General features: G+C 59.3%; 16 protein-coding genes. All 16 read right to left on the minus strand.

Going from position 1 to position 18787, the window contains the following annotated elements; all coding sequences use genetic code 11:
* Positions 1 to 65: 65 nt before the first annotated feature.
* Positions 66 to 3566 (minus strand): DNA polymerase III subunit alpha, encoded by a 3501-nt coding sequence (gene dnaE, locus DU506_RS05590; protein ID WP_114485956.1) that lies wholly within the window; start codon positions 3564 to 3566, stop codon positions 66 to 68.
* A gap of 37 nt (positions 3567 to 3603) precedes the next feature.
* Complete coding sequence (rnhB, locus tag DU506_RS05595) at positions 3604 to 4221, minus strand: ribonuclease HII (RefSeq protein ID WP_114485957.1); 618 nt, start codon at positions 4219 to 4221, stop codon at positions 3604 to 3606.
* A complete protein-coding gene (gene lpxB, locus DU506_RS05600) occupies positions 4205 to 5386 on the minus strand; it encodes a lipid-A-disaccharide synthase (RefSeq protein WP_114485958.1) in 1182 nt (393 codons plus the stop codon). The genes rnhB and lpxB overlap by 17 nt, the downstream gene beginning before the upstream one ends.
* A 13-nt stretch (positions 5387 to 5399) precedes the next feature.
* Positions 5400 to 6167, minus strand: a complete 768-nt coding sequence (lpxA, locus tag DU506_RS05605) for an acyl-ACP--UDP-N-acetylglucosamine O-acyltransferase (RefSeq protein WP_114485959.1) — start codon at positions 6165 to 6167, stop codon at positions 5400 to 5402.
* The gene (fabZ, locus tag DU506_RS05610; RefSeq protein WP_114485960.1) at positions 6164 to 6607 is read right to left on the minus strand and encodes a 3-hydroxyacyl-ACP dehydratase FabZ; all 444 of its coding nucleotides are present in this window, start codon (positions 6605 to 6607) and stop codon (positions 6164 to 6166) included. Before fabZ ends, lpxA begins: the two co-directional genes overlap by 4 nt.
* Positions 6608 to 6743: 136 nt before the next feature.
* A complete protein-coding gene (gene lpxD, locus DU506_RS05615; RefSeq protein WP_114485961.1) occupies positions 6744 to 7781 on the minus strand; it encodes a UDP-3-O-(3-hydroxymyristoyl)glucosamine N-acyltransferase in 1038 nt (345 codons plus the stop codon).
* A 72-nt stretch (positions 7782 to 7853) separates the two neighbouring features.
* Positions 7854 to 8354 (minus strand): OmpH/Skp family outer membrane protein, encoded by a 501-nt coding sequence (locus tag DU506_RS05620; RefSeq protein ID WP_114485962.1) that lies wholly within the window; start codon positions 8352 to 8354, stop codon positions 7854 to 7856.
* Between the two features lie 28 nt (positions 8355 to 8382).
* Complete coding sequence (gene bamA, locus DU506_RS05625) at positions 8383 to 10728, minus strand: outer membrane protein assembly factor BamA (protein WP_422822312.1); 2346 nt, start codon at positions 10726 to 10728, stop codon at positions 8383 to 8385.
* Between the two features lie 115 nt (positions 10729 to 10843).
* A complete protein-coding gene (gene rseP / locus DU506_RS05630) occupies positions 10844 to 12202 on the minus strand; it encodes a sigma E protease regulator RseP (protein ID WP_114485963.1) in 1359 nt (452 codons plus the stop codon).
* A gap of 37 nt (positions 12203 to 12239) precedes the next feature.
* Positions 12240 to 13433 (minus strand): 1-deoxy-D-xylulose-5-phosphate reductoisomerase, encoded by a 1194-nt coding sequence (gene ispC / locus DU506_RS05635; RefSeq protein ID WP_415843575.1) that lies wholly within the window; start codon positions 13431 to 13433, stop codon positions 12240 to 12242.
* A gap of 11 nt (positions 13434 to 13444) precedes the next feature.
* The gene (locus DU506_RS05640) at positions 13445 to 14248 is read right to left on the minus strand and encodes a phosphatidate cytidylyltransferase (RefSeq protein ID WP_114485964.1); all 804 of its coding nucleotides are present in this window, start codon (positions 14246 to 14248) and stop codon (positions 13445 to 13447) included.
* Positions 14241 to 15029, minus strand: a complete 789-nt coding sequence (gene uppS / locus DU506_RS05645) for a polyprenyl diphosphate synthase (protein WP_114485965.1) — start codon at positions 15027 to 15029, stop codon at positions 14241 to 14243. Before uppS ends, DU506_RS05640 begins: the two co-directional genes overlap by 8 nt.
* Positions 15030 to 15139: 110 nt before the next feature.
* Positions 15140 to 15697 (minus strand): ribosome recycling factor, encoded by a 558-nt coding sequence (frr, locus tag DU506_RS05650; protein ID WP_114485966.1) that lies wholly within the window; start codon positions 15695 to 15697, stop codon positions 15140 to 15142.
* Positions 15698 to 15701: 4 nt separating this feature from the next.
* Positions 15702 to 16472 (minus strand): UMP kinase, encoded by a 771-nt coding sequence (pyrH, locus tag DU506_RS05655; RefSeq protein ID WP_114485967.1) that lies wholly within the window; start codon positions 16470 to 16472, stop codon positions 15702 to 15704.
* A 126-nt stretch (positions 16473 to 16598) separates the two neighbouring features.
* Positions 16599 to 17468, minus strand: coding sequence for a translation elongation factor Ts (gene tsf / locus DU506_RS05660; protein ID WP_114485968.1), 870 nt, complete (start codon positions 17466 to 17468; stop codon positions 16599 to 16601).
* A 268-nt stretch (positions 17469 to 17736) separates the two neighbouring features.
* Complete coding sequence (gene rpsB, locus DU506_RS05665; RefSeq protein ID WP_114485969.1) at positions 17737 to 18495, minus strand: 30S ribosomal protein S2; 759 nt, start codon at positions 18493 to 18495, stop codon at positions 17737 to 17739.
* Between the last annotated feature and the right edge of the window lie 292 nt (positions 18496 to 18787).

The raw sequence follows: 18787 nt of genomic DNA on the forward strand, positions 1-18787 counted from the left end.
AAGGCCGAATCAGGCATGGTTGCCGACGTAACGATAAGCCGAAGCGATATGCGGCACAGCAGTGATCATCGATAGCGCAGCTGCACCCCGGTCTGGCCTTGGAGCTCACGCAATATCAGCAGCAGGTCATCGCTGGGCGCCACCTTCCACTCTTCGGCCAATTCCAGCCAACCGCTGGCCTCATGGTTACGGTATTTCAGCCGCACCGGCAATCCCTGGGCATCGCAATGCGGGGTCAGATAATCACGCAAACTGTCCACCAAGCGTCCGTTGACCCTGCCGCCATCAAGCGCCACTTCCACGGCCTGGGCATAGCGTTTACGCGCTTCGAGCATCGGGGTCACGTCCTTGCTGCGCAGGCGCAAGCCACCGGAGTAGTCGTCGCTCGACACCTCGCCTTCGACGATCAATACCTGATCAGCGTCGATATAGCCGCGCAATTGCTCGAAAAGCTCGCCGAACAGCGACACTTCAATTCGCCCGGTGCGGTCGTCCAGGGTAAGAAACGCCATGGTGTCGCCACGCTTGGACTTCATGGTGCGCATGCCCACCACCAAGCCGGCGACCCGCTGGGACTCACGCGATGGCTTGAGATCGGAAATACGGGTCGAGACGAAGCGCGCCAGCTCCTTCTCGTATTCATCGATGGGGTGACCGGTCAGGTACAGCCCCAGAGTGACTTTTTCCCCGGAAAGGCGCTCGCGGTCCGTCCATTCCCGGGCATTCAGGTAATTGGCGTAAACGTCCGTGTCGTCCTGCTCCACGAAGGCCTCACCGAACATGTCGACCATGCCCAGGTTCTGGTTGCTATGGTTCTGTGCCGCCGCCTTGAGTGCATCTTCCAATGCCGCTGCCAGCACTGCGCGGTTGGGGCCGAGATTGTCCAATGCGCCGGAGCGAATCAGCGCTTCCAGGGTGCGCTTGGTCAGACGCTTGGGGTCGATCCGGCGGCAGAAGTCGAACAGGTCAGTAAAGGCACCCCCGGTCTCGCGCGCTTTCACGATGGCATCGATCGGCCCTTCACCCACCCCGCGAATGGCGCCCAGGCCGTAAACCACGCGCTTGTCTTTATCCACGGTGAACTTGTAACCGCCCACGTTGACATCCGGCGGCGTCACGGTGAGCTTGAGCTGACGGCATTCCTCGATCAACGGCACGACTTTATCGAGGTTGTCCATTTCCGTGGACATCACCGCCGCCATGAACGGGCCGGGGTAATGCGCCTTGAGCCAGGCGGTCTGGTAAGACACTAGGGCGTAGGCCGCCGAGTGCGACTTGTTGAAACCGTAACCGGCGAATTTTTCCACCAAGTCGAAGATGTTGCCCGCCAGTTCCTTGTCGATGCCATGGTCAGTGCAGCCTTCCATGAAACCGGCGCGCTGCTTGGCCATCTCCTCGGGTTTTTTCTTGCCCATGGCCCGGCGCAGCATATCGGCCTGCCCCAGGGAATAACCGGCCATCACCTGAGCGATCTGCATCACCTGTTCCTGATACAGGATGATGCCGTAGGTCGGTTCCAGCACCGGTTTCAACAGGGCGTGCTGGTAATCCGGGTGTGGATAAGACACTTCCGCGCGGCCGTGCTTACGGTTGATGAAATCGTCCACCATCCCGGATTGCAGGGGGCCGGGGCGAAACAGGGCGACAAGGGCGATCATGTCTTCCAGCGAGTCCGGCAGCAGGCGCTTGATCAGTTCCTTCATGCCGCGGGATTCCAGCTGGAACACCGCCGTGGTCTCGGCGCGCTTGAGCATCTCGAAGGTCGGCGAATCATCCAGCGGAATGCTGTCGATATCCAGCGGACCCCTGCCTTCAACGGCACGCACCTTGTCGACCATTTCCAGCGCCCAATCGATGATCGTCAGGGTGCGCAGGCCCAGGAAGTCGAACTTGACCAGCCCGGCTTCCTCGATATCGTTCTTGTCGAACTGCACCATCAAGCCGCCGCCGTCCTCGTCGCACAGCAGCGGCGCGAAGTCGGTGAGCTTGGTGGGGGCGATCACCACGCCGCCGGCGTGCTTGCCGGTACCGCGGGTCACCCCTTCGAGCTTCTGGGCCATTTCCCAGATTTCATGGGCGTCTTCGTCGGCATCGAGAAATTCCTTGAGCGCCGGCTCAGCCTCGATGGCCTTGCCCAGGGTCATGCCCACTTCGAACGGAATCAGCTTGGAGAGCTTGTCACCCAGCAGATAAGGCTTGCCCTGAGCCCGAGCCACATCGCGCACCACCGCCTTGGCCGCCATGGTGCCAAAGGTGACGATCTGCGAGACGGCATCGCGCCCGTAACGCTCGGCGACATACTCGATGACCTTGTCGCGCTTTTCCATGCAGAAATCCACATCGAAATCGGGCATGGAGACACGTTCAGGGTTCAGGAAGCGCTCGAACAGCAGGTCGTAGCCGATAGGATCGAGATCGGTGATCTTCTGGGCATAGGCCACCAACGAGCCGGCACCGGAGCCACGCCCCGGCCCGACCGGCACGTCGTTGTCCTTGGCCCACTGAATGAAGTCCATCACGATCAGGAAGTAACCAGGGAACCCCATCTGGATGATTATATCCAGCTCGAAATCCAGCCGCTTGCGGTAACGGGCATCGATTTCGGCATATTCCTCGCTATCTCTGGGGTAGCGCTCGGCGGGAAACAGAAAATCCAGTCGCTGGTTCAGGCCGTCGTGGGAGACCTTGCGAAAGAACTCGTCCTGGGTCAGGCCCTCGGGAATCTCGAATTCCGGCAGGAATATCTCGCCCAGGCGTACATCGACGTTGCAGCGCTGGGCGATCATCACGCTGTTTTCGAGCGCCTCGGGAATATCGGCGAACAGCTCAGCCATTTCCGCCGGGCTCTTGAGGTACTGTTCTTCGGTATAGCGCTGTTCGCGCCGGGGGTCGTCCAAGGCCCGGCCTTCGCCGATGGAAACCCGGGTCTCGTGAGCCCAGAAGTCGTCGCGCTCAAGAAAACGCACATCGTTGGTAGCCACCACCGGGGTGCCGGTGGCCAGCGCCAGCTTGACGCTTTCATGCACACAGGCCTCTTCCATCGAGCGCCCGGTACGTACCAGTTCAAGGTAGAAGCGCTCGGGAAATGCCACTTGCCACTCCGCCAGCAGCGCTTCGGCTTCCGCGTAGTGATCCGAGAGCAGGTGACGGCCGATTTCGCCATCGCGGCCGCCGGACAGCGCAATCAAGCCGTCGCTTTTGGCCAGCACCCATTGCCTGTCGAGAATCGCCTTGCCGTGCCGTTGACCTTCCATCCAGCCCTGGGAGATCAATTCGGTGAGGTTACGGTAGCCGGTCTCGTTCATCGCCAATAGCGTCAGGCGATAGGGATGCAGGGGATCATGGGCGTTGGCAAGCCAGAGATCCGAACCGATGATCGGCTTGAGTCCGGCTCCCTGGGCGCCCTTGTAGAACTTCACCAGACCGAACAGGTTGGCTTCGTCGGTAAGGGCCAGGGCCGGCATGCTGCGCTCGGCAGTGGTCTTGATCAGCGATTTGAGCCTGAGCAAGCCATCCACCAAGGAGTATTCACTGTGCAAACGCAGATGAACAAAAGGAACCGTCATGGGCAACTCGGCAGAAAACAGGAAAAGAAAAGCAGCGCTAGAGCAGCGCTAGTTGCCGCTGTACCGGGGCAAAGCTGCGGCGATGTTCGGGTAAAGGGCCATGGGCTTGTAGCGCCGCCAGGTGCTCGGGCGTTGGATAGCCCTTATGGCGTGCGAAGCCGTATTCGGGATGGCGTGCATCCAGTGCCACCATTTGAGCGTCACGGGCCACCTTGGCCAGAATCGAGGCGGCGGCAATCGCCATGTGGCGCGAATCGCCCTTGATAACTGCCTGGCCGGGAAGCGTATGGCCGGGCAGCTTGTTACCATCCACCAGTAGATACTCCGCCGCCGGCGTCAACGCATCGATGGCACGCCGCATCGCCAAATGCGTCGCGTGGTAAATATTCAGCGCATCCACCTCTTCAGGCGACGCTTCGGCGACGGCAAACGCCAGGGCGCGAGCACGAACCTGTCGATCCAGGGCTTCACGCCGGGGCGCGGCGAGCACCTTGGAATCCGCCAGGCCGTCGATGAGATCATCGGGGTCGAGTATCACCGCTGCAGCCACCACCGCGCCCACCAGCGGGCCACGCCCGACTTCATCCACCCCGGCCAACCAACGCCCGGAATAGTCGATTATCAAGGGCTCGAAACGCTTACTGGATGAAGTCATCGGCCACCTCCGTAAGCGGGCGCCTGGCCACCAGAGCGTCAATCGCCTCGGCGGCCCGCGCACTGGCATTGCGCTGTAGGCCGGCATGCAGTTCGGCAAAGCGTGTTTCCAGGGCGGCGCGGCCATCCGGATCATCAAGCATTTCATTCATTTGCTGGCTAATCGCCGTGCTCGTGGCTTGCTCTTGAATCAACTCAGGCACCAAGGTTTCCCGGGCAATCAGATTGGGCAAGGAGATCCATTCACTCTTGACCAGACGACTGAGCAGCCAGTACGACGCCGGCGCCAGCTTGTAGGCCACCAGCATGGGGCGATGGCAAAGCATGGCTTCCAGGGCGGCGGTACCCGAGGTCAACAACACGACGTCCGAGGCCACCATGGCTTCGCGGGCCTGCCCATCGAGCAAGCGAACCGCCGCCTTCAGTGCCGGGTACTCCGTCAGCAGCGCTTCAAGCTCTTGATAGCGAGCCGGCGTTGCGGCGGGAATCACCACCTGCAAGCCTGGGCGGGTCTGGCAGAGCTGCTCGGCGGCTTCCAGAAAGGTCGCGCCCAGAAAGCGAATTTCATTGGCGCGCGAACCGGGAAGCAATGCCAGAACCGGCTGATTCTGAACCAGCCCCAGGGCGTCACGCGCCTGAAACCGGTCATTTTCCAGCGGCAGTTCATCGGCCAGAGGATGCCCGACAAAGACCACCGGCACTTGATGCCGGCGGTAAAAAGCGGCTTCGAATGGCAGTAACGTCAGCATCACATCCACGGACCTGGCGATGCCCTTGACCCTGCCCTGGCGCCAGGCCCATACCGTCGGGCTGACATAATGAGCGGTGGGAATACCCGCCTCGCGCAGTTGTCGTTCCAGCCCCAGGTTAAAATCGGGCGCATCGATCCCGATCATGACATCCGGCCGCCAGGCCAGGGCATCCGCCTTGAGCGCCCGCCGCACCTTGATCAGGCCGGGAAGGTGCTTGAGCACTTCGACCAGCCCCATGATCGACAGCGTTTCAAGCGCAAAGCGGCTGTCGATGCCCTGGGCCAGCATGCGCGGGCCGCCGATACCACGAAACTCAATGTGGGGATGACGCGCCTTGAGTTCACGCATCAAGCCACCGCCCAAGAGATCGCCGGAAAGTTCGCCTGCTATCAGGTAGACACGTTTGATCGTCATAAAGGCGCCTTGCTCAGCGGATAATGCCGCGCGTCGAGACCTTGATCGAATCAGCGAACGCCTTGGTCTCGGCCAAGCTGAAGCGCGAGTCGATTTCGGCCAACCCCTGCTCCACGGTAAGCCCCTGGCGATAGATCAGCTTGTAGGACTCACTCAGCGCCTGGATAGCCTCACGGGAAAAACCACGCCGCTTGAGCCCCACCAGGTTCAAGCCATGGGCTTTTGCCGGGTTGCCGTTGATCATGACATAGGCGGGGGTGTCCTTGGTGATGATGGAACCCCCACCGGCCATGGCATGCGTTCCGAAATGGCAGAACTGATGCACTGCTGCCAGTCCGCCGAGAATCGCAAAATCGCCGACCGTGACATGGCCGGCCAGGGTCACCTGATTGGCCAGAATGCAGTCGCTGCCGATAACGCAGTCATGGCCGACGTGTACGTAGGCCATGAAAAGATTTCGCGAACCGATGGTGGTTTCGCCGCGATCCTGGACGGTGCCCCGATGCAGGGTTGCACACTCGCGGATGATATTGTCGTCGCCCATGACCAGGCGGGTGGGTTCCCCGGCATACTTCTTGTCCTGGCAGTCTTCACCTACCGAGGCAAACTGGAAAATACGGGTACGTTCACCCAGTGTGGTTGGCCCCTTGATCACCACATGGGGGCCGATATGTGAACCGGCGCCAATCGTCACATCCGGGCCGATCACGCTGAACGGCCCGACTTCGACGTCATCGGCCAGCCGGGCGCTGGGGTCGACCAGAGCAGTAGGATGTATCAAGCCACCTTCCTCTCGGCGCAGATGATTTCAGCTTCACAGGCCAGCTCGCCATCGACGGTCGCACGGCAGGCGAACTTCCAGATGCCACGCTTGCCGCGAATCACGTTAGCTTCGAGAACCAACTGATCTCCCGGCATGACAGGACGCTTGAAGCGCACGTTGTCACTTCCCACCAGATAATAGACATAGCCATCGGCAGGACGCTTGTTGACGGTCTTGAAGCCAAGGATACCGCACGCTTGCGCCAGTGCTTCGAGCACCAGCACACCGGGCATGATCGGATGGTGCGGGAAATGGCCGTTGAAAAACGGCTCATTGATACTCACATTCTTGTAACCAACGATGGTTTCGCCTTCGACAAGCTGCGTTACCCGATCCACTAGCAAAAACGGATAACGGTGAGGCAGGTATTCGCGGATCTCGTTGATGTCCATAACCATCGTAACAACCTCTGAAATGACAAAATGCCTGGCCAGGAGCCAGGCGAGTGCCGGCAGGGCTGCCGGCAAAAATGGCGGGGATTATAGCGCGCCTTCCCATCGTCTCAATACCAAAGCCCGCCGAACGACGCGGCGCTTATGGATTGTGAGTACGCTTTTCCAACCGCAACAAGCGCTTGGCGATGTCATCCAGCTGTTTGAAACGCACTGCGTTCTTGCGCCATTGAGCGTTATTCATGGAACCGGTTCCCGACGAATACACGCCCGGCTCATGAATCGAATTGGTCACCAGGCTCATGCCGGTGACCTGAACGCCATCGCAAATCGTAAGATGTCCGGAAAGCCCCACACCTCCGCCCAGCATGCAATGCCTGCCGACCTGGGTTGAACCGGCAATGCCCACGCAACCCGCCAGTGCACTGTGCTCACCGATACGCACATTGTGAGCAATCTGCACCTGACTGTCGATCTTGACATCGTCACCGATCACGGTGTCGCCCAGCGCACCCCGGTCGATACTCGAGCAGCTGCCGACCTCCACGTCATCTCCCAGCACCACGCCGCCCAGCTGAGCGATCTTGTGCCATCGGGCGCCATCGTGGGCAAAGCCGAAGCCATCGCCGCCGATCACGCAACCGCTGTGCAGAATCGCGCGCTTGCCGATGACCACGCCATGGCACACCGTGACGTTGGGATGCAGGCGAGTGCCCTCGCCGAGGGTGGTGTCGGCTCCCACCACACTGCCTGAACCGATCACCACACCGGCTTTCAGCACCACACCGGCTTCGACCACGGCATGCGGTCCGATACATACCTCAGCCCCCAGCGTGACATCACCGGCCACGATGGCGGAAGGATGAACCCCTGGATGATCGCGGGCGGGAACCGGGTCGAACAGCTGGGAGAGCTTGGCGTAGCCTAGATAAGGGTTTTCCATTTCCAGGCGGGGCACCGGGCAGGTCTTGCCATGTTCGGGATGCAGCAGCACAGCGGCTGCTCGCGTACTTGGCAAGTCCTTGAGGTAGGCGCGGTTGGCCACAAAGGCCACTTCATCCGGCCCGGCATCCTTGAGGGTTGCCAAGCCGCGAATGGCTTGCCCGCCATCACCCACCAGGGTGGCGTCGAGATGTCGGGCGATATCAGCCAGGGTCAGTTGGTCGAGAGCGTGCGTCATGGGAGCCTGGGAAGCTGGAGGGGCGCTTTGGAAGCCGCCCCTTACGATGGACAGGATCGGGATGGACCCGCATCAATTCAGAGAATCGAATATCTGGGTGACTTCATCGGTGAGGTTGGGCAGGTCGATGGCCGAATGCAGCACACCTTGGGGCTCCACCAGCACATCGATAGCGTGGCGCTCGATGACTTGCTCCACGGCCTGCTCCAGCCGGGCTTCCGCACTCTCCAGAAACTGTTGTTCGGAGCGTTGCTGGGCCTGCATGACCTCTTGGCGTAGCTGTTCGAAACGCCCGCCTTTTTGCTGCAGTTCTTCGATCAATGCCTGACGTTCGGCCTGAGGCATGACCTCGCCCTCGCTCTGCAGACGTTGCTGAAGTTGTTGCAGTTCGTTGCCCAGCGCCTGTGCTTCACGCTGCTGAGCACCGATCTCACTCTCCAGCTGGCTCACCGACTGTTGAGCGGACTGGGTATTCATCAACGCCGCTCGCCAGTCCAGCACGGCCACTTCTGCAGCATGGGCCGGTACAATCATGGCGCCCAGCAAGCATATGGCTGCGATCAGTTTACGCATCGGTCTTTCTCCTTGTATCGAGGCTCGATCAAAACGACTGACCCAGCGAGAACTGGAAGAATTGGGTGTCGTCGTCACTTTCGTCGTTCAGGGGCTGTGCCACACTGAAGGTCAACGGACCCACCGGCGTCAGCCATGAAAGTCCCACCCCCACGCTGTAACGTAGATCGCCCATGTCCACCCCGGAACTGCAGCGTTGCCGAGCGGCATCTTCTTCCAGAACATCGTAACAAGACGTCAGGAAGGTATTGCCGGCATCGAAGAACAGCGAGGTCTGTATCGAACGTCGGTCTTCAATGAACGGCATGGGGAACAGCACTTCAGCGCTGCCCTCCACTACCACGTTACCGCCCATGGTACGGTCTCGTCCGCCTTCCCGAGACGGTGTGGTCGGTTGCCCCAGGGTATTGGAGGTAAAACCGCGTACCGACCCCAGACCACCGGAATAGAAGTTTTCATAGAAGGGATAAGGGTCGTTGCTGCCCAGCGTATCGGCATAGCCCAAATTGCCACTGAACTTCAGTGACCAGTCATCCCCCAGTGGGTAAAGCTTCTGGGCACGAGCACGCAACTTGACGTACTCGGCATCGCTTCCCGGCACGCCGGTTTCCAGAGAGAGACGCTGATAGCTACCCGCCGTGGGCATTATCCCGCGGTTGAGATTATTGCGCGTCCAGCTGGCGGTGAGCTTGAGGCTTTGGGCATCGGAGCCCTGATCCTCCACGTAACGGCGAATTTCCGAGGCCGTGTCGATATAGGTCTTGATCGAAAGATCTTCCACGCTGGCGCCGAAGTTCAGCCGTGAGAGCTCGCTGATCGGATAGCCGAAATTGACACCCGCACCATAAGCATCGGTGGAATAGGTGGAGATATCCGAATCGGCGTAATCGGTTTCGCGGTAGAAGAGATTATAGCCTCGCGAAATCCCGTCGATGGTCCAGTAGGGGTCGGTGAAGCCGAAGTTGACGCTGGTAAAGGTATCACTGCGTTGAGCGCCGACATTGACCTGATTACCGGTGCCCAGGAAATTGTTCTGGGCCAGCGCCGCGCCGTAGATTACCCCGGCGCTTTGTGAAAAGCCGACACTCGCCGAGACCGAGCCGGATGGCTGCTCTTCGACATTGTAAGCCACGTCCAGCATGTCCGGCTCACCGGGCACGGGGCGGGTTTCCACTTCCACCTGGCTGAAAAACCCGAGACGTTCGAGACGTTGACGTGACTGAGTGATCGATTCGGTGGAAGCCGGGGCGCCTTCCATCTGAATCATTTCACGACGCAACACCTCATCCTGGGTGGTGGTGTTGCCGGAGAATTCTATACGCCTGACATAAGCGCGCCGCCCGGCTTCCACCGCCATCACCAGATCGACCGTCTTGCCGTCATCGGCAAGTTCGGGGATGCCTTCCACCTCGGCAAAGGCAAAGCCGTCCGCGCCCAGCCGGGTGCGCAAGGCTTCGGCGGAGGCATTGACATCGCGACGCGAGAAGATCTCGCCGCTTTGCACTTCGAGCAGTTCGCGGGCTTCGCGCTCGCTGATTTCCATCTCGCCGACAAAGCGGATGTCACCGACACGGTACTGGTTCCCCTCATCGACGTTGACGGTAATGAAGATGTCCGATTTATCGGGACTGATCGAGACCTGAGTCGAGGTCACCTCGAAATTGACATAGCCACGATCCAGATAATAGGAGCGCAGCCGTTCGATGTCGCCGGCAAGCGCAGCCCGCGAATACTCGTCACTCGAGAACCAGCCAAACAGAAGACCCGGCTGATCTTCGAGCTCGAAGACATTACGCAAGGTCTGATCGTCAAAAGCCTCGTTGCCCACGATGTTGATCTGACGAATCGTGGCGACTGCGCCTTCGTTGATGTTGATGTTGACCTGCACTCGGCCTTCATCAACCTCTTCAACCTCGGTTTCGATACTTGCGCTATAGCGCCCTTGGGATTGATAGAGCCCTTCAAGCTCACGCTGAATCTCTTCCAAGGTGGAAAGTTGCAGCACCTGGCCGACGGCCATGCCCGATTCTCTCAGGCCTTCACGCAGGTCGTCTTCGGAAAGCTGCTTATTGCCGGTGATATTGAGCCGTGCAATGGTGGGCCGCTCAACCACTTGGATGATCAACACATCGCCTTCGCGGGCAAGCGTCACGTCTTCAAACAAGCCGGTGGCAAAAAGATTGCGCGTCGCCTCGGCCAGTTCAGCTTCGTCGACACGGTCGCGGGCACTCACCGGGAAGGCATTGAACACCGATGCAGCCGAAACCCGCTGCAATCCCTCTACACGTATGTCTGAAACATCAAAGGGTTGTGCCTGTACGTTACCAGCGCTAGCCAGCACCAATGCCGCTATTCCAAAAGTCTTTATTTTCATGCAGTCAGTTCGCTCGCGTTGGTCTGCCCACCTTGTCCAGACAGGCACCATATACATTTGTGCGGGCAGCTGACAAGGCAGAAGCTGCTCGCGCGCGTCATCATTGCTCGCCTGGCTACCACAGGCGCATCAGGTCGAAGTAAAGCGCCATCAGCATCAAGCTCCCCACCAGGGCCAGGCCGATACGTAGCCCGACCGCCTGCACCTGTTCGGACACGGGACGTCCGCGGACCGCTTCAATGAAATAGTAAAGTAAGTGGCCACCATCCAGCACCGGGATGGGCAAGAGATTCAACACCCCCAGGCTAATCGAAAGGTACGCCAAGAAGGTGACGAAAGCTTCCACCCCCGTACGCGCCGAGTCCCCGGCCACCTGAGCGATGGTAATCGGCCCGGAAAGATTGGACGGTGAAATCAGGCCCACCAGCATCTTGCGGATAGCGCCCAGGGTCAACAACGTCATCTCACCGGTACGCGAGAAAGCCTGGCCGACCGCTTCGATCGGGCCATAGCGTATTTCACGCCGGTACTCCTCCGGCCAGCTAACCGGCTCCACGCCCGCGCCGATGTAGCCGATTTCCACTCCGGTTTCCAGCGCAGTGCGACCCGGGGTGAGCGTCATGCTCTGGCGTCGGCCGTCACGTTCGATCTCTAATGCCAGCGACTCACCGGGGTTACCGCGTACGATATTGACGAATTGCATCCAGTCGTTCACCGCCTCGCCATTGACCGTACGGATCTCATCGCCCGGCTGCAAGCCGGCTTCAGCGGCCGCTTCCCCTTCAAGCACCTGACCCAGCACCGGCGGAAACTCCGGCTGCCAGGGTGTGATACCCAGGGTCGAGAGTGGCTGCGGCGGGTCCTGGCGCACCAGGTAATCATCCACCGGCAACCGATAATCGCGCGTACTCTGATCGATATCCTGACGGGCCTGGAGGACAAGCTCGCCGCTTTCGCCGATAACGGACACCAGCTTGAGGTTGATCTCCTCCCAGGAGCGTACTTCCTCGCCTTGTACGGCGGTTATTTCGTAGCCGCTTTGCAACCCGGCTTGAGCGGCAGGCGATTGCGGCGCCACGGCCCCGATGACTGGAGACACTGTCGTGGTTCCCACCACGAACAATGCCCAGTACGCCACGATGGCCAGCAGGAAATTGGCTAACGGACCGGCGATGACGATGGCGATTCGCTGCCAGACGGTCTTGCGGTTAAAGGCCTGATCAAGCTGGTTTTCAGGCACCGGCGCTTCGCGCTCGTCCAGCATCTTGACGTAGCCACCCAGCGGAATGGCGGCTACCACGAACTCGGTACCATGCCGGTCATAGCGTGACCACAGCGGTTTACCGAAGCCTACGGAAAAGCGCAAGACCTTGACGCCGCAGCGCCGCGCCACCCAGAAGTGGCCATATTCATGGAAGGTTACCAACAAACCCAGCACCACGATGACGGCAAGAATATTTTGAATCAGACCCACGTTTGGCTCCTCAAAGACATGTTTTTCATCGGGTCTTTCACGTTTTTACGTCAAGCAATTGCCGGGTGAGGTGGCGTACCTGCCGGTTTGCCTCAAGAATGCCTTCCAAGGTATTCGCCGAGGTCACCGCCTGGCGATCCAGGACGCGGGCTACCAGCTCGCCTATTCCGGGAAAACTCAACCGGCCCCCAAGAAAAGCCTCGACCGCGATTTCGTTGGCGGCATTGAGAATCGCCGGGGCGGTACCCCCGGCCTTCATCGCCTCACGAGCGAGACGCAGGCATGGAAAAGTGTCTTCATCCGGCACATCAAAATCCAGCCGGGCCACAGCGAACAAATCCAAGGGTTTTACCCCGGCATCGATACGCTCGGGCCAGGCCAACCCATAGGCAATCGGGGTGCGCATATCCGGGTTGCCCAGCTGGGCGATGACCGAGCCGTCATGATAGGCCACCATGGAATGAATCACGCTTTGTGGATGTACCACGACCTGAATTTGCTCGGGCGACGCATCGAACAGCCAACAGGCTTCGATCAACTCCAGTCCTTTGTTCATCAAGGTGGCACTGTCCACTGAAATCTTTCTGCCCATCGTCCAGTTAGGGTGGGCGCAGGCCTGCTCGGGGGTGACTCGGGCAATTCGCTCGGCACTCCAGCCACGAAACGGACCACCGGAAGCGGTCAGCAACAGCTGGGAGACACCATGCCGAGCCAATCCACCTCGATGTTCGATGGGTAGACACTGGTAGATGGCATTATGTTCGGAATCAATCGGCAATAACGTGGCACCGGAGCGCGCCACGGCCTCCATGAACAGGGCACCACTCATTACCAGGGCTTCCTTGTTGGCCAACAGCACACGCTTGCCGGCCTCCACTGCTGCCAGGGTGGGCAGCAAGCCGGCAGCCCCGACAATCGCCGCCATCACGATGCCGGCGTCATTGTCTCGGGCAACATCGATCAAGGCTTGAGTTCCGGCACGCACCTGGGTGGCCAGTCCGGCATCCGCCAAACGCTGGCGCAGCCAGGCAGCATCGGTTTCGGTTCCTAATACCGCAATTTCGGGAGTATATAGGCGGCACTGTTCAAACAACGCCTCACGCGAACGGTGAGCGGTGAGCGCATGGACCCGGTAACGTTCGGGATGACGCCTGATCACATCCAGGGTACTGGTACCGATGGACCCCGTGGCGCCCAGCACGGTAACGGCCTGTCTTCCTTGCGGTTGCATCATGGGGAAAGTCATGGAGAAAGTGCCGTCAGGTAACACAGAGCAAACAAGGGAATCGCGGCAGTCAGGCTATCGATACGGTCGAGTACGCCCCCGTGCCCTGGGAGGAGGTTGCTGGAGTCCTTGAGCCCACGATGGCGTTTAAGCATGCTTTCCAGCAGGTCTCCCAACACCGACGCCAGCGTCACCAGTGCGGTGATTATCACCAATGACAGAGCACTGACCATGCCAAACCCCTGCCAGACGGCAAAGCCCACCGCCAGCAGAAACGTTACCAGCAGGCCGCCGAAGACGCCTTCCCAGGATTTGCCCGGGCTCACCCGTGGCGCCAGCTTGCGTTTACCGTAGGCACGGCCGAAGAAATAGGCCCCGATATCCGCTCCCCACACCAACAGCAGCACGAACAACAGCCACGCCCCGCTGTCACGCAGCACATTGAACCCTACCCAGGCAGGCAACAGTACCCACAACCCCATCAGCAAGCGCCGAGGGGTTGACTGCCACTGAGCTCCCGCTTCGGGATACCGCGCCACCCAGTAAAGCGTCACCAGCCAACCCAGGGCAGCAAGCCACAATGGCCAGAGGGCAAGTGCCGCATCGAGTGCCCACATCAGCCCCATCAGCGCGGCCATCAACCCCACCCAGCCAAGCCGCTGGGGAGTCTCTTCGATACCGGCCAGACGCGCCCATTCCCAGCCCGCCAATAACACGACAACCGCCGTAAACAGAGCGAAGGCGCCGCCCTCGAGTCCAAACAGCCCAGCCAGCATCAGGGGTGCTAGCCAGGCGGCGGTAATGATTCGCTGTTTAAGCACCTTGCGCCTCGATCTGTTCGTCCGTCATGCCGAAACGTCGCTTACGCCGGCAATAATCCACCAGCGCCGCATCAAAGGATTCGGCATTGAAATCCGGCCACAGCTGGGGCGTGAAGTACAGTTCGGCATACGCCAGCTGCCACAGCATGAAATTCGACACGCGCTGCTCACCGCTGGTGCGGATACACAGGTCCACGGGAGGAATGTGCTGGGTGTGCAAGGACGACGCCATCAACTGCTCATCAATGGATTCCGGCGCCAATTCCCCGGCGGCGACACGCTGGGCAAGCCGACGTGCGGCCGCGGTGATGTCCCACTGTCCACCGTAGTTGGCGGCGACCACCAGGTGCATCCCGGCATTACCGGCGGTCAATGCCTCGGCGCGCTCGATCTGCTTCTGGATGGCATGTGAAAACCCGTGGCGATCACCAATGATGGAAAGCCGAATATCGCGTTCATGGAGTTTTTTCACTTCACGCTTGAGCGCAATCAGAAACAACTCCATCAAGGCATTGACTTCGGCCGCCGGACGCTTCCAGTTTTCACTGGAAAAGGCAAACAGACTCAGCGTCTCGATTTGCCGCTCGACGGCTCGGCGCACTACCGTTCTGACCGATTCGACACCGGCGCGATGGCCACGCACGCCGGAAAGGCCACGACCTTTCGCCCAGCGATTATTACCATCCATGATAATGGCGACATGACCGGGTAACCTGCCCTGCTCACAAGCAATGGAAAAGGCACTGTCGGGCTGCTTGTCGGGAAGCTGCGATGACGTCATGGGCTCTCACATCCAGGTGGATCATTGACTCAAGGCTTGAACTCTAACGTAAACTCAAACTCAAAAACATGGCGGGTGGCAATCGCCACCCGCCTGGATAGTCAGAACGGTTACACCTGCATCAGATCGTGTTCCTTGGCCTCCAGCATCTTGTCGATTTCAGCAATATGCTTGTCGGTCAGTTTCTGAATGGCATCTTCGCCCTGGTGCTGCTCGTCTTCGCTGATTTCCTTGTCCTTGAGCAAGGCCTTGAAATCACCATTGGCATCGCGACGGACATTACGCACGGCCACACGCGCATGCTCAGCTTCACTACGCGCCTGCTTGATGTAGCCCTTACGCGTTTCCTCAGTCAGCATCGGCATGGGCACGCGAATCACAGTGCCGGCGCTGGCGGGGTTCAAACCCAAGTCGGAGGTCATGATAGCCTTCTCGATCTTGGGCACCATGCCTTGCTCCCAGGGCACCACGGCAAGCGTGCGGGCATCTTCAACGTTGACCGAAGCCACCTGGTTGAGCGGCATCTGGCTACCGTAATAGTCCACCGTGACCGTATCCAGAATGCTCGGGTGAGCGCGGCCGGTACGAATCTTGTTGAAGTTGCCATGCAGCGCTTCAACACTTTTCTTCATGCGGGATTCCGCGTCTTTCTTGATCTCGTTGATCACAATATTATCCTCTGTCTATCAGCGTGCCTTCCTTGCCCCCGACTACCAGGTTCAGCAGGGCACCGGACTTGTTCATGTCAAATACCCGCACCGGCATATCATGGTCACGTACCAGGCAGATAGCGGTCAAATCCATAATCCCCAGCTTCTGATCCAGGGCGTCATCATAGGATAGCTTTTCGTACTTGACGGCATCGGCGTGCTTGACCGGGTCCTTATCGTAGACCCCATCGACCTTGGTGGCCTTGATCACGACGTCGGCGTCAATCTCGATACCCCGCAGGCAGGCAGCGGAATCCGTGGTGAAGAAAGGATTGCCTGTGCCGGCGGAAAATAGCACCACATCGCCTGAGGTGAGGTAACGAATTGCTGTACGGCGATCGTAATGCTCCACCACACCGCTCATGGGAATCGCCGACATCACTCTGGAACGGATATTGGAACGCTCCAGTGCATCGCGCATGGCCAGCGCATTCATTACCGTGGCCAGCATGCCCATATGGTCACCCGTGACCCTGTCCATTCCCGCAGCATTCAAGGCAGCGCCACGAAACAGGTTGCCTCCCCCGATCACGATACCTACCTGAACACCTATTCCGACCAACTGGCCGATTTCCAGCGCCAGGCGGTCGAGTACCTTGGGGTCAATCCCGAAATCGTGCTCACCCATCAACGCCTCGCCGGAAAGCTTGAGCAAGATACGCTTGTATTTTGACTTGGAGCTTGCTGGTTTGGCATTGGGGGTGGGGAAAGTTTCCTGGGCATCAAGGGTCATGGCATGTCTCCTGAAGTGTGCCTGAGAGCAGGCGGGCGGGGCAGCCCGGCACCGGAACGGGCAAGGGCCGGATACACGAAGGCGTGCGCTTACGCGCACGCCATTATTACATTGGAACTTCAGACCTCAGCGACGGCCGGCCTGTTCCATAACTTCCTTGGCGAAATCGACTTCTTCCTTCTCGATGCCCTCGCCCACTTCAAAGCGAGTAAAGTCGAGCACTTCACCACCCGCCGCCTTGACGTACTCGGCCACGGACTGATTGGGGTCCTTGACGAACGGCTGTTCGGTCAGGCTGTTCTCGGCCAGGTACTTCTTCAGACGGCCTTGCACCATCTTCTCGGCGATCTGCTCCGGCTTGCCGGCCATATCAGGCTGCCCCAGAATGATGGCCTTTTCTTGATCCAGCTGTTCCTGGGGCATCTGCTCCGGATGCGCAACCGCCGGGTTGATGGCTGCCACGTGCATGGCCACGTCCTTGGCCACTTCCGAAGTGCCGCCCTTGAGCACGGTCAAGACGCCGATGCGGCCGCCATGGACGTATTCGCCCACGATGCCGCCTTCGCCCGCTTCGACGACCACGGCACGACGCACACCGATGTTCTCACCGATCTTCTGCACCAACTGCTCGCGTGCAGTTTCAAGGGCACCTTCCATGACCGCGGCCACATCTTCGCTCTTGGCATCGAAGAAGGCACTGGCGATCTTGGCGGTAAACGCCTTGAAGTTGTCGTCGCGGGCGACGAAATCGGTTTCCGAGTTGATCTCGACCATCACACCGTAGGAGTTGTCGTCGGCCACTTTAGTGACCACGGCGCCTTCGGCGGCGGTACGGCCCGCTTTCTTGGCGGCCTTGAGACCGGAGCTTTTACGCAGGTTTTCGATCGCGACTTCAATATCACCCTCGGTTTCGGTAAGTGCCTTCTTGCACTCCATCATGCCGAGTCCGGTACGTTCGCGTAGTTCCTTGACCTGAGAGGCGCTGATAGCTGCCATGGGAATTCACCTCTGAATGGTTCTATCTGACTGAGAATTTAAAAGCTGAGAGCTTGAAAGCAACACTACTGTTCTGCAAAACAAGATCCTCCAAAGCAAAGCCCCGCAAGACCCCGCCGCACAGAGCTGAGCACTGCCCTGCCGGTACCGAAGCACCGGACTGAATACTTCCCACCCCGGCTTTCACCGCCAGTGGGAAAAAAGGGGGCCATTGCCCCCTTTTTCTGGCGCGACGCTTAACAAGGTCGCACCGACAAACGCTTGGCCGTTATTCCGCCGCTGCGTCTTTTTCCGGGCTTTCAGTGCTTGCGGCTTCTTCGCTCACTTCGACGAATTCGTCCGGGCGACCTTCCTTGGCACGTGCGCAGGCATCAGCAATACCCTTGACGTAGATCTGGATGGCGCGAATGGAGTCATCGTTACCCGGGATCACGTAGTCAACACCATCGGGGTTGGAGTTGGTATCCACCACCCCAATGACCGGAATGCCCAGCTTGTTGGCTTCGTTGATCGCGATGCGTTCGTGGTCGACGTCGATCACGAACAGGGCATCCGGCAAGCCGCCCATGTTCTTGATACCGCCCACGGAGCGCTCGAGCTTGTCCTGCTCACGCGTGGCCATCAACACTTCTTTCTTGGTCAACTTATCGAAAGTACCATCTTCATGCATGGTTTCCAGGTCGCGCAGGCGCTTGATGGAAACACGGATGGTCTTGTAGTTGGTCAGCATGCCGCCGAGCCAGCGATGGTTGACGAAAGGCTGGCCGACGCGGTTGGCTTCTTCCTTGATGATCTTGCTGGCGCTGCGCTTGGTACCCACGAACAGGATCTTGTTGTTGGTGGCTGCCATCTTCTCGACCACATCAATCGCATCGTTGAGCGCCGGCAAGGTATGCTCAAGGTTGATGATATGGATCTTGTTGCGCGCACCGAAGATGAATTTACTCATCTTCGGATTCCAGTATTTGGTCTGGTGACCGAAGTGAGCGCCTGCTTTGAGCAGGTCACGCATATTGACGTGTGCCATGGATGACTCCTTAGACTTTACGGGTTAGGCCTCCACGCACCCCATGGATCCGACCACGCGACCGATTCAGCCGCAGCGGCACCCGGGACCATGTGTCGGTGCATGTGTGTTTTCAAGGCGTTACTATCATTTACTACCGTGATTAACGCTTTCAGCTTCGCAACGGCAGCCAGGCTTGCTCAGCAGGCGTGGTGCAGGATGACGATTGCAGGAAAGCGCGCGGCTTTATACCATAGATCCTTGCCAAGATGAAGCCGCCTGCTGTTTACGGCGTGTTCCCCAAAGCGACTTC

Source organism: Vreelandella rituensis (assembly GCF_003336665.1).
In the GTDB taxonomy this organism is placed as follows: Bacteria; Pseudomonadota; Gammaproteobacteria; order Pseudomonadales; family Halomonadaceae; genus Vreelandella; species Vreelandella rituensis.

Excerpts from the sequence above, each read along its gene's own strand:
- dnaE (WP_114485956.1), bottom strand. The coding sequence starts at position 3,566 with ATGACGGTTCCTTTTGTTCATCTGCGTTTGCACAGTGAATACTCCTTG.
- rnhB (WP_114485957.1), bottom strand. The coding sequence starts at position 4,221 with ATGACTTCATCCAGTAAGCGTTTCGAGCCCTTGATAATCGACTATTCC.
- lpxB (WP_114485958.1), bottom strand. The coding sequence starts at position 5,386 with ATGACGATCAAACGTGTCTACCTGATAGCAGGCGAACTTTCCGGCGAT.
- fabZ (WP_114485960.1), bottom strand. The coding sequence starts at position 6,607 with ATGGTTATGGACATCAACGAGATCCGCGAATACCTGCCTCACCGTTAT.
- lpxD (WP_114485961.1), bottom strand. The coding sequence starts at position 7,781 with ATGACGCACGCTCTCGACCAACTGACCCTGGCTGATATCGCCCGACAT.
- DU506_RS05620 (WP_114485962.1), bottom strand. The coding sequence starts at position 8,354 with ATGCGTAAACTGATCGCAGCCATATGCTTGCTGGGCGCCATGATTGTA.
- bamA (WP_422822312.1), bottom strand. The coding sequence starts at position 10,728 with ATGAAAATAAAGACTTTTGGAATAGCGGCATTGGTGCTGGCTAGCGCT.
- ispC (WP_415843575.1), bottom strand. The coding sequence starts at position 13,433 with ATGCAACCGCAAGGAAGACAGGCCGTTACCGTGCTGGGCGCCACGGGG.
- uppS (WP_114485965.1), bottom strand. The coding sequence starts at position 15,029 with ATGACGTCATCGCAGCTTCCCGACAAGCAGCCCGACAGTGCCTTTTCC.
- pyrH (WP_114485967.1), bottom strand. The coding sequence starts at position 16,472 with ATGACCCTTGATGCCCAGGAAACTTTCCCCACCCCCAATGCCAAACCA.
- tsf (WP_114485968.1), bottom strand. The coding sequence starts at position 17,468 with ATGGCAGCTATCAGCGCCTCTCAGGTCAAGGAACTACGCGAACGTACC.
- rpsB (WP_114485969.1), bottom strand. The coding sequence starts at position 18,495 with ATGGCACACGTCAATATGCGTGACCTGCTCAAAGCAGGCGCTCACTTC.